General features: G+C 54.2%; 14 protein-coding genes. 6 read left to right on the forward strand and 8 right to left on the reverse strand.

Annotation, left to right across the window (positions count from 1 at the left end):
• Positions 1-382: 382 nt before the first annotated feature.
• Positions 383-2233 (forward strand): ABC transporter ATP-binding protein, encoded by a 1851-nt coding sequence (locus tag CSR02_RS10920; protein ID WP_099541772.1) that lies wholly within the window; start codon positions 383-385, stop codon positions 2231-2233.
• Positions 2233-2952: a GntR family transcriptional regulator gene (locus CSR02_RS10925; protein WP_099541643.1), complete on the forward strand. Its 720-nt coding sequence runs from the start codon at positions 2233-2235 to the stop codon at positions 2950-2952. Before CSR02_RS10920 ends, CSR02_RS10925 begins: the two co-directional genes overlap by 1 nt.
• A gap of 94 nt (positions 2953-3046) precedes the next feature.
• On the opposite strand, the gene minE is transcribed toward CSR02_RS10925, so the two are convergent.
• From minE to minC, 3 genes are all read right to left on the reverse strand, one after another.
• Positions 3047-3376 carry a cell division topological specificity factor MinE gene (gene minE / locus CSR02_RS10930; RefSeq protein WP_042786691.1) on the reverse strand — a complete coding sequence of 110 codons (330 nt, stop codon included), beginning with the start codon at positions 3374-3376 and terminating at the stop codon, positions 3047-3049.
• Complete coding sequence (minD, locus tag CSR02_RS10935) at positions 3373-4188, reverse strand: septum site-determining protein MinD (RefSeq protein WP_042786690.1); 816 nt, start codon at positions 4186-4188, stop codon at positions 3373-3375. Before minD ends, minE begins: the two co-directional genes overlap by 4 nt.
• A 141-nt stretch (positions 4189-4329) precedes the next feature.
• Complete coding sequence (gene minC, locus CSR02_RS10940; protein ID WP_042786689.1) at positions 4330-5028, reverse strand: septum site-determining protein MinC; 699 nt, start codon at positions 5026-5028, stop codon at positions 4330-4332.
• Positions 5029-5159: 131 nt separating this feature from the next.
• Between minC and CSR02_RS10945 the strand changes: the two genes are divergently transcribed.
• Both CSR02_RS10945 and CSR02_RS10950 read left to right on the forward strand, forming a co-directional pair.
• Positions 5160-5879: a glutathione S-transferase family protein gene (locus CSR02_RS10945; RefSeq protein ID WP_183172561.1), complete on the forward strand. Its 720-nt coding sequence runs from the start codon at positions 5160-5162 to the stop codon at positions 5877-5879.
• Between the two features lie 4 nt (positions 5880-5883).
• On the forward strand, positions 5884-7098 hold the full coding sequence (locus CSR02_RS10950) for a BaiN/RdsA family NAD(P)/FAD-dependent oxidoreductase (protein WP_099541644.1): 1215 nt from the start codon (positions 5884-5886) through the stop codon (positions 7096-7098).
• Between the two features lie 3 nt (positions 7099-7101).
• On the opposite strand, the gene rsmI is transcribed toward CSR02_RS10950, so the two are convergent.
• Positions 7102-8070, reverse strand: a complete 969-nt coding sequence (gene rsmI / locus CSR02_RS10955; protein WP_099541645.1) for a 16S rRNA (cytidine(1402)-2'-O)-methyltransferase — start codon at positions 8068-8070, stop codon at positions 7102-7104.
• On the opposite strand from rsmI, the gene CSR02_RS10960 reads away from it, so the two are divergent.
• Positions 8058-9446, forward strand: a complete 1389-nt coding sequence (locus CSR02_RS10960) for a penicillin-binding protein activator (RefSeq protein ID WP_099541646.1) — start codon at positions 8058-8060, stop codon at positions 9444-9446. The genes rsmI and CSR02_RS10960 overlap by 13 nt on opposite strands.
• Before the next feature lie 86 nt (positions 9447-9532).
• Here the strand turns inward: CSR02_RS10960 and CSR02_RS10965 are convergent, their stop codons facing one another.
• The 3 genes from CSR02_RS10965 to CSR02_RS10975 form a co-directional block, all read right to left on the reverse strand.
• The gene (locus CSR02_RS10965) at positions 9533-11137 is read right to left on the reverse strand and encodes a tetratricopeptide repeat protein (protein WP_099541647.1); all 1605 of its coding nucleotides are present in this window, start codon (positions 11135-11137) and stop codon (positions 9533-9535) included.
• Between the two features lie 137 nt (positions 11138-11274).
• On the reverse strand, positions 11275-11865 hold the full coding sequence (locus CSR02_RS10970) for a CarD family transcriptional regulator (RefSeq protein WP_006115983.1): 591 nt from the start codon (positions 11863-11865) through the stop codon (positions 11275-11277).
• A gap of 65 nt (positions 11866-11930) precedes the next feature.
• Positions 11931-12806: a bestrophin family protein gene (locus tag CSR02_RS10975; RefSeq protein ID WP_042786686.1), complete on the reverse strand. Its 876-nt coding sequence runs from the start codon at positions 12804-12806 to the stop codon at positions 11931-11933.
• A 131-nt stretch (positions 12807-12937) separates the two neighbouring features.
• Between CSR02_RS10975 and fghA the strand changes: the two genes are divergently transcribed.
• The gene (gene fghA, locus CSR02_RS10980) at positions 12938-13804 is read left to right on the forward strand and encodes an S-formylglutathione hydrolase (RefSeq protein WP_099541773.1); all 867 of its coding nucleotides are present in this window, start codon (positions 12938-12940) and stop codon (positions 13802-13804) included.
• A 5-nt stretch (positions 13805-13809) separates the two neighbouring features.
• Here the strand turns inward: fghA and CSR02_RS10985 are convergent, their stop codons facing one another.
• On the reverse strand, positions 13810-14394 hold the full coding sequence (locus CSR02_RS10985; protein ID WP_099541774.1) for a YdcF family protein: 585 nt from the start codon (positions 14392-14394) through the stop codon (positions 13810-13812).
• Positions 14395-14431: the final 37 nt, after the last annotated feature.

The raw sequence follows: 14431 nt of genomic DNA on the forward strand, positions 1-14431 counted from the left end.
TTTTAATATCAAAATGTTACAGGCGCTTCTTATGTCTTGAGAATGATATATCTGACTATAATAATTTAAAATGAAGTAAGCAGCTTTGGTGGGAAAATGCTATACACGCAACACCAAAAGTGAAGAAAAGTGCATCTGCAAAGGTTCCCTACATCACGGAGTTTTTATGGTTATAACAGGCGTTTGCGTCATTCCGTAATGCTTTTTGGGGCGCGTCTGGCTGAATGGTGCAAGAATTTTCCCGTAATTGCAGTACTTTGCCAGCTGGCATTGCCATCATGCCGCCGTGTTCGGGCCTCACAGCACTTTTTGGTGTCCTTAAAATTCAAGCTTAGGTGAACAGAGCGTGCGTTCTGCTCAATCAGAAACGGAAGCAAACACGGTGTCGGCGGAAAAAGAAACACACGCTCAGGCCATGCCTCATGGTGCGCAACAGCAGATACATTCTGCTGAGCCTGTTATAACGGTGCCAGATACGGAGCTGCCCCAATATGCAGGGCGGCCCGTGGCGTTTTTGCTGCGTTACATGCGGCATCGGCCCATGGGGCACGCGCTGGTGTTTGGGGCTGTTGGGCTGGCCATTGGTTGTATTGTGCTTTCCTCCAACGGAATCCGCCATCTGGTGGATTTGATGACAGGCACATCCCCCACGGGGGATGTTATGGCCGTCTGGTCTGCCGTTGGGGTGCTGATTGGCCTGATTGTGGCAGACAATATCTCGTGGCGTATTGCCGGCTGGTTTGCCGCCCGTACTTTTGTGGCTGTTACGGGGGATATCCGGCAGGATCTGTTTCGGTTTCTAACAGGCCATTCTCCGGCTTATTTTGCAGACCGTATGCCCACATCTCTTGCAGCACGCATTGCTACAGCCGGGAATGTCAGTTTCACCATAGAAAATCTGCTGGCGTGGAGTGTGCTGCCGCCCAGCCTGAATGTGTTGCTTTCTGTTGTGCTGATGTTGTCTGTCAGCACCATTATGGGCAGTGTGACGGTGGTTTTGGCCATCGGGCTTTGTTTTCTCATGTTCCGTCTGGCGGTAAGGGGACGTGCCCTGCACGGGGATTACGCAGCTGCTGCCGCTGGGCTGGAGGGTGAGACGCTGGATGTTATGGGCAATATTGCGCTGGTGCGGGCCTTTGGTATGCGCAACCGTGAGCGCGAGCGTTTTAACGCCCTGACACAGCGGGAAATGGAAGAACGCCTGAAGTCTTTGCGGTACATGGAAAAGCTGCGGATGATCCATGCATTGCTAACAGCCGTGCTCACCACCGGGCTGCTGATCTGGGCTGTATTGCTGTGGCAGTGGCAGCAGGCAACGGTTGGGCAGGTGGTCATGATTATTACGCTGGGCTTTGCCATTTTGCATGGTACGCGGGATCTGGCTTTGTCCATGGTGGAAACAATTCAGCACAATGCGCGGCTATCCGAGGTGCTTTCCTCGCTTCTGGTGCCGCATGACATGCCGGATGCAGAAAATGCCGTAACTCTGAAAGGCCCTGTGCTGGGGGATGTGCAGTTTCGGGATGTGGTATTTGCCTATCCGGGGGGTGCGCCGGTGCTGGACCATTTTAACCTGCATATTCAGGCAGGTACCCGTGTGGGGCTGGTCGGGCGTTCCGGCTCTGGCAAAAGTACGGTGTTGGCTTTGTTGCAGCGTATGCGTTTTGTGCAGTCTGGCAACGTTCTGATAGATAATCAGGATATTCGTGATCTGACGGAAGATGCGTTGCGAGCTTGCCTTTCCATTGTGCCGCAGGATGTTTCTTTGTTGCATCGGTCTGTTATGGAAAATATTCGCTATGGCAGGCCGGATGCCACAGACGCAGAAGTGCGTGCTGCGGCAGCTGCCGCTGGATGTGCCGGGTTTATTGAGGAACTGTCTGAAGGGTTTGACACTATTGTGGGGGACAGAGGGGTTAAACTGTCTGGTGGCCAGCGCCAGCGCATTGCCATAGCGCGTGCATTTTTACGCAATGCCCCCATTCTTATTCTGGATGAAGCCACGAGCGCTCTGGACACAGAAAGTGAGCAGCACGTACAACAGGCACTGGACAGATTGATGGTTGGCCGTACGGTTATTGCTGTTGCGCACCGTCTTTCCACATTACAAAATTTTGACAGAATCGTTGTGATGCAGGAAGGCAGGATTATTGAGGATGGTTCTCCTGCACAACTTGAACGGCAGGATGGCCCTTACAGACAGTTTCTTAACAGGCAGATGACACACGCATAATGACAACAATACAAGCACCACAGGCGTGGAACAACCTGCGACCCGAAGGACGAGGTGAAGCACGGGGCGCTCTTGCGGCCTATGCTTACCAGCAGATACGTGACAGGCTGATTTACTGCCATTATCAAGGTGGTGAACGTTTGGTTTTGCGCCCCCTTGCAACATCTCTGGGGTTAAGCCCAACCCCGGTCCGTGAAGCGCTGCTCCGTCTGGTTTCCGAACAGGCTCTGGAACTGGATGAGCGCAATACAGCCCGTGTGCCAAGCACAACGCGCGCCCTGTTTTTGGAAATTCATGGTGTGCGCGGTGATCTGGAACAGCGTGTGACCAGAGATTTGGTAACACACATTACGCCGGAACAGGTTGCGCTGCTGCGCGAAAAGCACCACGATTTTATTGTGGCGTACGAAAATGCAGACCCACATGGCGCGGCTGTGGCCAATGCCATTTTTCACAGCACTGCGGCAGGTTTTTCCCGCCTGTTGTTTACAGTGGGAATGATCCGCGGTTTGTGGGCGCGTATGGGGCCAATTTATGCGGCAGCCAATAGCCTGCCGACCATGAGCCCAGCAGATCCGACCCATCCGCATTTGCAAATTCTGGCAGCCTTTGAAAGGCGTGATGTTGATGCAGCAACAGATGCACTGCACCATGACTTCTGGCAGGCCAGAGAATGGCTGGAACCATTGCTGCCAGAAGAACAGCCAGTAACACTTTGAAATTGAAGTAAAATACACAAGCCTGCCAGACCTTTAAGATCAGGCAGGCTTGTATGTTATATCTGGCTACGTTGTGGTTGCGCAGCCCCGGTTATCAGGCCGGTTTGGTTTTGCCACCTGTCGCAGGTTTGCCAGATGCGGCATTCTTGGCCTTGTTATCTGCTTTGTCAGACAGGCCCGGTACTTCCACATCAATTTCCAGCATGGAGCAATGTGCGCCACGGTCCAGCTTGATCTGTACCTTGTCCTGATCTACCGCAACGTGCCGTTTGATAACTTCCATAATTTCACGGTGTAGCTGGGCCAGCAGATCATCCTTGCCGTCCCCCACACTGATGCGTTCATGCGCCAGCAGAATCTGCAACCGGTCACGCGCAACAGGAGCAGATGAGCGGCGCTTAAAAAGATTGGAGAGGAAGGTCATGAGACTCTCCGTTTGAACAGCCAGTCAAACAGGCCTTTGCGTTCAGTTGGGATGGTAACTTCCACTTTTTCACCCAGCAGGCGGCGTGCTGCTTCTGCATAAGCACGGGCAGGGGGGCTTTCCGGCTCGGCAATGGTTACAGGGGCACCCACGTTGGATGCTTTCAGAACATCCGGGCTTTCTGGAATAATGCCAAGCAGTGGAATGGAAAGAATTTCAAGCACGTCATCCGTGGCCAGCATGTCACCACGTGCGGCGCGCTGCGGGTCATACCGTGTCAGCAGCAGATGCTTGTCTATTTTCTTGCCACTTTTGGCTTTTTCCGTCGTGCTGTCCAGCATGCCGATAATGCGGTCACTGTCTCGAACAGAGGAAACTTCCGGGTTGGTGACAATAACAGCCATATCAGCATGGTGCATGGCCATTTGGGCGCCGCGTTCAATACCTGCGGGGCTATCACAGATCACCCAGTCGAACTTTTTACGCAGTTCATCAATAACCTTGGCAACACCTTCGGGGGTCAGGGCATCTTTATCGCGTGTCTGGGAGGCCGGAAGAAGGGAGAGGGTATCAATCCGCTTATCTTTGATAAGTGCCTGTGCCAGATTGGCGTCACCCTGAATAACATTGATAAGGTCAAACACCACGCGGCGTTCTGCCCCCATCACCAGATCAAGATTACGCAGCCCGACGTCAAAATCCACCAGTACAACTTTCTGGCCGGTTTTGGCCAGTGCGGCTCCCAAGGCTGCGGAGGTTGTGGTTTTACCCACACCACCTTTGCCTGACGTGACGACCAGAACCTTTGCCATCAGTATTCCTTTTTATATATTTTTGCGAAGCCATCTGGATGATGCCAGAATGACCTTATATGCCGATAACATGACAAGCTGTACCTAAAAAGAAAACTGCCAATGTCTATTTCATGTTCGTTTTCTTTTTATTTACAATTTTCATGGGAGTGGACGGAAGATAAGAGCCTCTCCCGATAGCAGCACCTGTGCCGGTTTTTCCGTGCAGGCGGGGTCCATTTCTTCCGCCGTAGCATAGAATCCATCTATGGCCACAAGTTCGGCTGCCAGATTGCGCGTATAAATCCGGGCATTACTGTGCCCGCCAATGCCGGCAATGGCACGCCCGCGTAATGCCCCATAAACATGGATGGAGCCGCCGGCAGAAACTTCTGCGCCAGAAGCCACAGCACCCAGAATAATGATGTCACCATCTGGCCAGACAATATGCTGGCCAGAACGCACGGGGTCTTCCACCAAAAGGGTTGTTGGCTCTGGCGGGCCTTCGGGCTTTTCTTCCGGGGCGGTAATGGGGCCGGAGGAACGGCCACCCACGGGGCTTTCGGGCCATTCCCACTCTGCCACGGCAGGCCAGGAGCGATCTCCGTTTTCTATGCCAATCACACGGATGCCACGTTCCTTTAGTGCAGGCAGCAGAAAGGCAAGGTTGGGGGTATCTGCCTGCATCATGCTCAGATCAAGGATAATGGGCTTGCCGGCAAAAAAGCCAACAGACCGCGTGATCTGATGATCCAGCGCCACCAGCCAATCTTCCAGCGGGGCTTCCGGCGTGAGGGTGAGCGCCAGAAAAGAGCGCCCAGACATGCGAATACGGGGGAGTGGAGGATGTGTGCCGGACAAGAACAGCCGCTCTCGATAAAGATCAGGGATAACAGATGCACAGAATAGGGGTGTTAGGGTGCAGTTGGGAAGTGCCTGTTACGCATTGGATGCATGAAGGCAAGGGGATGGTAGGAATTTGATGTGCTTTCATGCGGTTTTCCCTCTGGCGCTGGGGCTGGCAATGGCATAAATCATCAGGCATGCGTACCCTCTTTCATTTTCCCCTCTCTCCTGCCAGCCGCACTGTTCGGCTTGTACTGGCGGAAAAGCGCCTGCCGTTTGAGGCCATTATTGAACGGGCATGGGAACACCGGCCCGAATTTCTGGCCATGAACCCAGCAGGTGATGTGCCGGTTCTGGTGGAAGATAACGGGCTGATTGTGCCGGATTCGTATGTGATCTGCGAATATCTGGAAGAAGCATATTCCGATACACCGCTGCTGGGCCGTACGCTGGCAGAACGTGTGGAAGTACGCCGCGTGATGGCGTGGTTTGATACACTGTTTGCGCGTGAGGTTTCTGGCCGGTTTATTGATGAACGGGTGATGAAGCGCCTGAGTGGGCGCGGCAACCCGAATGGCACTGCGCTGCGTGAGGCCTATGCCGCCATGCGCCCGCTTATGAAATACGTGAATGATCTGGCAGAAAACCGGAACTGGCTTGCAGGTAATTTTCTGTCTCTGGCAGATTTTACGGCTGCGGGGCATCTGTCCTGTCTGGATTTTATTGGCGATATTGATTGGAGCAAAGTGCCTGCCGTGCGGGATTGGTACGCACGCATGAAGTCTCGCCCCTGTTTCCGTCCACTTCTGGCGGATCGGGTTTCTGGCATTACGCCGCCTGAATACTATACCAATCTGGATTTCTGATCTTTTGAAACACCAAGCGGCGTGGCACGCGCCAGATGTGCTGGTTATTGGCGGCGGCGCCGCAGGGCTTATGGCCGCCATAACGGCAGCCCAGCGCGGGAGCCGGGTTGTGGTGGTGGAGCACGGGCCGGAAGTGGGGCGCAAGATCCTTATTTCTGGCGGTGGACGCTGTAATTTTACCAATACGGACATGCGGGCAGACCGGTTTTTGTCTGCCAACCGGCATTTTGTAAAATCAGCCCTTAGCCGTTACAAACCAGAAGATTTTCTGGCGCTTTTGGCCAAACATTCCATTGCGTGGCACGAAAAAAAGCTGGGCCAGTTATTTTGCGATCATTCAGCGCGGGATATTGTGGCCATGCTGCTGGCGGAATGTGCCGCAGCAGATGTACGTATTTTTACAGACACGCGCATTCGCCACATAAGCCAGTCAGGAGATGCGTTCCGGGTCGAGAGTTCTGCTGGTGAGTTTCAGCCAAAGGCTGTTATCTTGGCCACGGGTGGGCTTTCCATTCCCAAGTTGGGGGCTAGCAGCTTTGCGTATGATATAGCCCGGCAATTTGATGTGCCCGTTATCAAACCAGAACCCGCGCTTGTGCCTCTGGTGTTTGATCAGCCTCAGGATGGTTGGTTGAAAACACTGGCCGGGGTTTCTTTGCCTGTGCGGGCCAGTTGCGGCAAAACAGCATTTGATGAAGCCTTGCTGTTTACGCATCGGGGGCTTTCTGGCCCCGCCTTGTTGCAGATTTCCTCTTATTGGCAGGCTGGTCAGGCCATAAAGGTGGATATGCTGCCGGGGCAGGATCTGGCCGCATTGCTGATGGGGCTGAAAAAATCTGGCTCCAAGGCCAAGGCGCCAGCCGCTTTGGCCCGGTGGCTGCCCCAGCGTTTGGCTGCAGCTTTGGCGGCCCAAAAGGCATCTGACCGCCCGATGGCGGAATGGGCAGATAAAGATATTCAGGCCTTGGCGCAGCGTGCGCAGAACATGCAACTTCATCCCACAGGCACAGAAGGCTTTGCCAAGGCAGAAGTGACACGCGGCGGCGTGGATACACGTGCGCTTTCCTCTCGCACCATGCAGGTAGAAGCTGTGCCCGGCCTGTTTATGGTGGGGGAGGCTGTGGATGTTACGGGCTGGCTGGGTGGCTATAACTTCCACTGGGCATGGGCCAGCGGCCACGCTGCGGGGGAAGCCGCAGCGCAGTTTAGGGCCGTATAGGTTTTAGCTTTTTGCAGCCTTAATTTCGGCGGCCAGTTCCAACGCGCGCGTATAAACGGTGCGCTTTGGTAAGCCCGCTGCTGTTGCCGCTAGTGCTGCGGCATCTTTAACAGAATGTGTTTCCAGCAGGCTGCGCAAGGTGGTGTCCAGATCATCTTCAGATGTCTGTTCCGGCTCGGCTGGGCCAAGCAATACGGTTATTTCTCCGCGCGGCGGGGTGGTGGCGTAAAAAGCAGCCAGCTCACCTACGGTATCACGCCGTACTTCCTCAAACTTCTTGGTCAATTCTCGCGCTACGGCACAGGGGCGTGTGGGGCCAAAAATTTCTGCCATGTCGGCCAGAGTGTCTGCCAGCCTGTGCGGGGCTTCGTGCCAGATCAGGGTGGCGCTCAAGCCAGCACGCTCAGCCGCATGGAGCTTGGCAAAGCTTTCCTTGCGGGCCGATGAGCGTGGTGGCGGAAAGCCAATAAACATGAACGGATGCGGCGGCAGGCCAGAAAGCACAAGCGCAGTCAACGCCGCATTGGGGCCAGGCACAACCGTAACTGGCACATTGGCCTCTATGGCCGCTCGTACAAGCCGAAAACCAGGGTCAGACAACAGAGGCATGCCTGCATCAGAAACCAGCGCAATATTGGCGCCATCCTGCAAGCGGGCAATCAGGCCGGGGATGCGCTGGCGTTCATTATGTTCATGCAGGGCTTCTGTGCGGGCAGAAATACTGCGTTCTGTTAGCAACCTTGCTGTGGTGCGCGTGTCTTCACACAGAATCAGATCCGCGCTTGCAAGAGCTTCCGCACCCCGTGGGCTGAAGTCTCCTAGATTGCCAATGGGTGTGGCCACCAAGGTAAGGCCGAGGGAAGAAGGCGCATGACTTGGCGGCTTTCCTTCGCTATGGAGGGGGAAAGTCCGGTCGCGGTGTTCATCAGGCCGGTTGTTTGTGGAGGACGATCTTGATGATGACGCGTGCATGTTCGCTCCTGTCTGGGCTTTCCAACCAAGGTCTGGCGGGAAAACAGACATGGCGCAAGGCCGGTCTGGCTGCGTTAGGCATAACGGGCATGGCTTTGGCTGGCTGTGCAGACCAGTCTCCCTCTGCCGGAGGTGGGGCTTCCAAGCCTGTTGCCAGCCATAAAATTGGGGTGCTGCTGCCGCTAAGTGGCCCAAATGCGGGGCTGGGGCATGAATTGCTTGCTGGCGCACAGCTTGCCGTTGGCACCACCGTACCAACTGATCCGACTGGTTTGCAGTTGGATGTGCATGATACCGCTGCCACAGGGGGCGCATCTGGCGCGGCCACGGCTGCCGTAAATGCTGGAGACGGCATTCTGCTTGGCCCGCTGACCAGCGGTGATACTGCAGTTGCCGCACCGGCTGCGCAATCTGCTGGTATTCCGGTTTTGGCCTTCACCAGTGATGTCTCTCAGGCGCATGCCGGTGTGTGGGTTATGGGCATTACGCCGGAAGATCAGGTTCAACGTCTGGTGGAACAGGCGCGGCAGGATGGACGGCGTAAATTTGCGGCACTTTTGCCCAACAATCCACTGGGCCATGCTTTGGGGAGCGGTTTGCAGTCTGCTTGCCATGATCAGGGCTTGCCGGAACCAACAGTTGTATATCACTCCGGCACTGCGGCCAGTATTTCGCAAAGCCTGCGTGATATTTCCAATTATGATACGCGCCTGCAAGCTGCAAAAGGCAGCAGCACTGAGCCCGCGCCGTACACACCAGATACAGCCACGACAGATGCAGATGCCACCAAAACGGCAGAAAAGCTTCCTTCCAATCTGGCGGCAGCATTGGGTACGGATGGCAGCACGCCTGCACCAACAGATGCGCCCAAAGCAGAAACGCCCAAGCTGGAAGCGCCTCCGTTTGATGCCTTGCTACTGGGTGATACCGGCCTGAACCTGAAAAATGTGATTGTGGCGCTGAATGAAACCCAGATCAGTCTGCCATCCGTACGTATTATGGGGCCGGGTTTGTGGGCGGCATTTGCCACCAAGTTGGGTGCCATTAAAGGGGCATGGTATGCCGCACCCGATCCAACCTCGCGTCAGACTTTTGTTTCGCGCTTTATGGCGGTTAACCACCATATGCCCAAGCCCTTGGCGGATTTGTCTTACGATGCCGCCAATGTGGCCAAAACCGTGGCACAAAGTGGAGTTGCGGGGTATCCGGCAAGTGCATTAACACGGCAGGAAGGGTTTTCTGGCGTAAATGGCCCGTTCACCCTGCTGCCTGATGGCCGTGTGCGCCGGGCCTTGGGTGTGTTTGAGGTTATTGGGGGCGGAAGCCCAGCCAAAATGCAAAGTGCTCCAGCAAAGGCCAGCGCAATATCAGGCTGATCTGTTTGTATCTGTTTAAAATATAAAAAAGGCTGCCTGGATATTTTTTCAGGTAGCCTTTTTGTTTGCCAGAGAGTTGGCAGAAGTTATTTTTTACGCTTTGCCAGAATAGCTAAAACCTGTGCCACGCGTTGTGCCACATCATCCCATTTTCTGGGTGTGGTCTGGCGGATAATCTGTAGGGTTGGATACCATGGGCTATCTGTGCGTCCGCTAAGCCAGCGCCAGCAGTTATCATATCTGTCCATCAGGAGCACCGGCTTGCCCAAACCGCCAGCCAGATGCACCACAGAGGTATCAACCGTTACCACCACATCAAGAGACATGATAAGGGCGGCGGTATCATCCATATTATGGAGGTGCGCGGTAGGATCATGCAGCACCATGTTGGGAGGGGGATGATGGATCTGCTCTGCATAAAGGCCTTTTTGCAGGCTGATGAGGTTAATACCTTTCACATTTCCCAACGGTGCAAGAGTGTGCAGATTCATTGAACGTCTGCGGTCCACAATATGTGGAGAAATTGTATTGGGCCGGGGCGCGCCACCCCATACCAGCCCGACATTCAGGTTATTGTTTGCAGGAAGCAGTGCTGCCATTTCGCGTATTTTTAGGGTATCTGCCCGCAAATAGGGCACGGGTGCGCCCATGGCATCTGGCGTGGCAGAAAAAACACGTGGCAGACTGATAAATGGGCAATGCCAGTCAAATTCCGGCGTAGTGCCACCCACTTGCACAATTTGCGCACCAACAACGCGGCGGCAGAGTTCTCCCAGTGTTTCAGGCACCCATAAATGTGGAATGGCGCCTCGGTCTGAAAGTGGCCTGATGTAACGCAGATACATTAATGTATCGCCAAGCCCTTCTTCCTGCGTAATCAGGATCCGTTTGCCGCGGATGTCTATATCCGGGTTTAATGATGGCATAAGCGTGCTGCGGGGCAGGCTGGTATGGCCGGGCAGGCGCAGGCGCCATTCATGCTCTATCCAGCCTTGTGCGTAGCGCCCCGCTTTAAGCAGGGTAATGGAATGGTTCAGGCGGATTTGCGGCTCTGTGGGGCGGAGTGAAATGGCGCGTCGGTAATAATCCAGCGCTTCGTTCAGCTGTCCTTTGCCTGCAAGCATGCACCCGATATTGGAAAGGGTACCTGCATGATCTGGCTGGCTTTTTAAAACCTCTCTTAGATGTGCCAGTGCTTCATCAAAACTGCCACGCTCAAGCAGCGCCATTGCCAACAGGTTATGGGAATGCATGCAGTTGGGGCGCAAGCTAATAGATTTGCGCAGCAGGCTAACGGCTTCATCAAACTTGCCGCACTGCACCAAAAGATTGGCGAGGGTATCATAAATACGCGCATCATGTGGCGTAAGCTGAAGGGCGGCGCGGCATGCGGCTTCTGCCAGAGGCCTTTTGTCCAGCTCAGCTATCAGGTCGCTGAGTTCTTGTAACGGGTGCTCCGTATCTGTGTGGCGTGCAGCAATGTCGCACAGAATTTCTGCAGCTTTTTCTGGTTGGCCGATTCCTGCAAGGCAATATGCGTACAGGGCCTTGGCCCGATCACTCTCACCGGTGCTGAATGGCTCCAAAATGGCAAGCATTTCATTGAAATGGCCAGCAGTAATTTCCGAACGTGCGCGCCGCAATGTGAGCTGATCGGGCAGACTGGGGGCAGAAGCAGCAGATGTATTCATGATGTGATGAGGTATCGTTTAAAGGAGAAAATGAATAACAAGAGAGAGAAAACAAGAAAGCAAGAAAAAACCCGGCATGATAGTCTATCATGCCGGGTGATGAACCTGAATGTATAAAGTAACGGAATGTAAAAGGTTCAGGCAGCTTTCATAACTGCTGTCAGAGATTCCAGAACTTCAGTCGGGTCTTTCTTTTCCAAAACAGCCACTTCGGCCACAAAACGTTCCTGCGCGGCTTCAAACAGCTTGCGTTCGCTAAAGCTGCCATCCAGGCTATCAACATTCCGGCGCAGGTCACGCAGCACTTCAGCAATCTGTACCAGATCACCCGAATTGATTTTTTCCTGATAAGCAACAGCGCGGCGGGCCCACATGCCTTTGCTGACATGCGGCTTACCCTTGATAATGGCCATGGCCTTATCCACAATCTCGCGCGAGACAATTTTGCGCAGGCCAGCCTTGCGGGCTTTGCTAAGCGGAATGCGCAGTGTCATCTGGTTGCCGGGGAAGGAAATCTGGATCACTTCCAGCTTTGTTCCGGCAATTTCATCAACCCCTATCCGGTCTACCCGGCCCACGCCGTGGGCGGCATAGACAATGGCATCGCCTTCCTCAAAAGGATCTTCATCCTTTACTTTTGTTTTTGCCTGGGCTGCCGTAGCAGCAGCAGCGGTGCGTGCCATGGCGTCTGTCACGCCGCCTTTCGGAGGTGCTCTGAACGTGTTCATAGCTATAGCTTATAGCATAAAACCACGGCGTTGTCTTGTAAAAGAGAAAAGCGCGGTTCTGCCATTCAGTATTGCACACCGTTTATTGCAACAAGAGGCGGGGCTGTGGGGTCTCCGGTTGGTTGGATAACATCAATTTCAATATTGCGTGCCATGGTGGCCATGGGCAGCGCATGTGGTGTGCCGGAAAAAGGTTCCTGCAAATCATTTGCGCTTTTGTCCAGCACCAGAAACAGGCAGCCCACAAGAGATGAACCAAGGGGTGTAATCCATTCCAGTGTCTGCACCATGGAAAGGGGCAGTACAATGCAAAAGATATTCACCAATGTGCGCGGCAAAGCCGAAAACTGCATGGGCAGCGGGGTGTTGCGAATACGCTCCAAACCGCCCTGCGCATTGGCAATGTCAGACAAAATGCGGTCAATCTGCCCATGTACTGCGCCATCAATGCCCTTTTTGTTAACCTCTTCCGTTACCCCCAGCCCGATCTGATACAAAATGGCATTGGGTTTATTGCGGTAAGTGGCAATGGCATCTTGCATATAAGGGGGCAGCAGGCGCTGGATATCGGCCGAGGCATCTTCCTTACCCAAAGCCATACGCAGGGCGTGTGGGTAAGCGGCAATAGCGTACATCAGATCATGCCGGTCTCCCAGCAGGGTGCCAGCCTGTCGGCCAAAGGAGCGGCAGTTGTTGGTAATGGCCCCCCATAGGGTACGGGCCTCCCACCAGCGCGCGTAGGCGCTGTTGCTACGGAATCCCATAAACAACGCCAGTGCTGAACCAATAAGGGAAACCGGCAGGCTGGGCTGCTCCATCCACTCCTGATGATAGACCTGAAAAAGGATAACAACAATAAAATCCCACCCAGCCATGAGCAGGATAACACCTAGAATTTCTTTTCCGATAATGCGTAGCCCGACCCTCTGGTCAACAATCATTCATAAATCCCCACATGTCAGAAAAGCGTTCTTGCCTGAACCAGTATCAACATGGCACGAAAAAAGGAGTTTCATATTATTCCATATTTTCAGCATGATTGCAGATTTTTGATGGAAAGGAAGAGGCAAAAATGGAGAAGCAACAACCCGGTTTGCACTTGTGTGAGGAGCATATGTGCCACAGTGGCAAAGTGCAGTTTTATAAACACTTTTCCCACACATTGGGGCTTGAGGCCCGGTTTGGTGTTTTTTTGCCGCCCACAGCCTGTGCCGGGCAGAAGGTGCCGGTTGTATACGCACTGGCAGGGCTAACCTGCACAGAGGAAACATTCCTTATTAAATCCACCGCATTGGCAGAAGCTGCGCGGTTGGGGCTGGCTTTGGTGGCCCCGGATACATCGCCCCGTGGTGCGGGCGTGCCCGAGGAAGATAAAGATTGGGATATGGGCACCGGGGCAGGTTTTTACTTGGATGCCACACAGCAACCTTGGTGCAAGCATTACCGCATGGGCAGTTATATTGCTCAGGAACTGCCGGAAGTTGTAGAGCAGGCGCTGCCGCTGGATGGAACGCGCCGTGGCATTATGGGCCATTCCATGGGCGGTCATGGTGCGCTGGTGCATGGTTTGCGTGCGCCGCAGTTCTGGAAATCCGTTTCCGCGTTTGCGCCTATTGTGCATCCGGCGGCGGTGCCTTGGGGCCAAAAAGCTTTTACTGCATATTTGGGGCCAGATAAAACCACATGGCGTGCGCATGATGCCGTATGTTTGTTGGAAGATGGCCATAAGCACCCCAAGGCCCTTCTGGTCGATCAGGGAGAGGCCGATCAGTTTTTACAACGCGAACTTCAGCCGTGGCATCTGCAACAGGTGGCGGAACGGGTGGGGCAAAAGCTGAATTTACGCCAGCATGCAGGGTACGATCATTCCTACTGGTTTGTGCAAAGCTTTGTGGCAGACCATTTGCGCCACCATGCTGCAAATTTGCAGGAAAGCTGAAAATATCAGGAATGAAGGGCGTGGCTGAGGCTGGGAGATGTTATGCCCCCTAGCGCGCCCAGCCATTTGACGTATTCCAAAGCCAGAAGACGTAAAGAGGAACGGCGCATGGGGTGTTCCATGGCTGGTGGCAGTACCGGGTAGGGGTACAACATAACGCCCGGCAGCGTACGGCTTAATTCCAGCAACGCCCGGCGCATATGATAACTGGCCGTAACGACTATGAGTGAAGTAATGTGGTTATCAGCCACCCAAACGGCTGTTTCTGTTGCATTGCCAATGGTGGTACGTGCCTGATAGCCCAGTGTAATACGTTCTGCCAACGTTGAGGGCGCTGTGGCGGGAAGAAGCTCGTTGAGCGTGGTTTGGGTGTCCACTCCGGAAATTAGCAGCTTATCACCCTGATTACGTGCCAGTAAGTTGAGCGATGTATCAACCCGGCCCACACCGCCTGTAAGGGCCACTATGCCATCCGTGTGCGGAAGATACCCCGGTGGACGCAGGGCATCATTTACAAACCAGCCAAAACCGCCCGCAAAGGCAAGGCAGGCAAGAAATGCCAGCCGGAGGGACAGCCGTATGAAAAACATGACCGGGCCAGAAGGGCGCGGGCCGGGGGCATGTGGA

It is taken from the genome of Acetobacter pomorum (assembly GCF_002738225.1).
GTDB lineage: Bacteria > Pseudomonadota > Alphaproteobacteria > Acetobacterales > Acetobacteraceae > Acetobacter > Acetobacter pomorum.

What these genes read in the sequence shown, in the direction of transcription:
- CSR02_RS10925 (WP_099541643.1), top strand. Translation starts at nt 2,233, where the DNA reads ATGACAACAATACAAGCACCACAGGCGTGGAACAACCTGCGACCCGAA.
- minE (WP_042786691.1), bottom strand. Translation starts at nt 3,376, where the DNA reads ATGACCTTCCTCTCCAATCTTTTTAAGCGCCGCTCATCTGCTCCTGTT.
- minD (WP_042786690.1), bottom strand. Translation starts at nt 4,188, where the DNA reads ATGGCAAAGGTTCTGGTCGTCACGTCAGGCAAAGGTGGTGTGGGTAAA.
- CSR02_RS10945 (WP_183172561.1), top strand. Translation starts at nt 5,160, where the DNA reads ATGCGGTTTTCCCTCTGGCGCTGGGGCTGGCAATGGCATAAATCATCA.
- CSR02_RS10960 (WP_099541646.1), top strand. Translation starts at nt 8,058, where the DNA reads ATGACGCGTGCATGTTCGCTCCTGTCTGGGCTTTCCAACCAAGGTCTG.
- rsmI (WP_099541645.1), bottom strand. Translation starts at nt 8,070, where the DNA reads ATGCACGCGTCATCATCAAGATCGTCCTCCACAAACAACCGGCCTGAT.
- CSR02_RS10965 (WP_099541647.1), bottom strand. Translation starts at nt 11,137, where the DNA reads ATGAATACATCTGCTGCTTCTGCCCCCAGTCTGCCCGATCAGCTCACA.
- CSR02_RS10970 (WP_006115983.1), bottom strand. Translation starts at nt 11,865, where the DNA reads ATGAACACGTTCAGAGCACCTCCGAAAGGCGGCGTGACAGACGCCATG.
- CSR02_RS10975 (WP_042786686.1), bottom strand. Translation starts at nt 12,806, where the DNA reads ATGATTGTTGACCAGAGGGTCGGGCTACGCATTATCGGAAAAGAAATT.
- fghA (WP_099541773.1), top strand. Translation starts at nt 12,938, where the DNA reads ATGGAGAAGCAACAACCCGGTTTGCACTTGTGTGAGGAGCATATGTGC.
- CSR02_RS10985 (WP_099541774.1), bottom strand. Translation starts at nt 14,394, where the DNA reads ATGTTTTTCATACGGCTGTCCCTCCGGCTGGCATTTCTTGCCTGCCTT.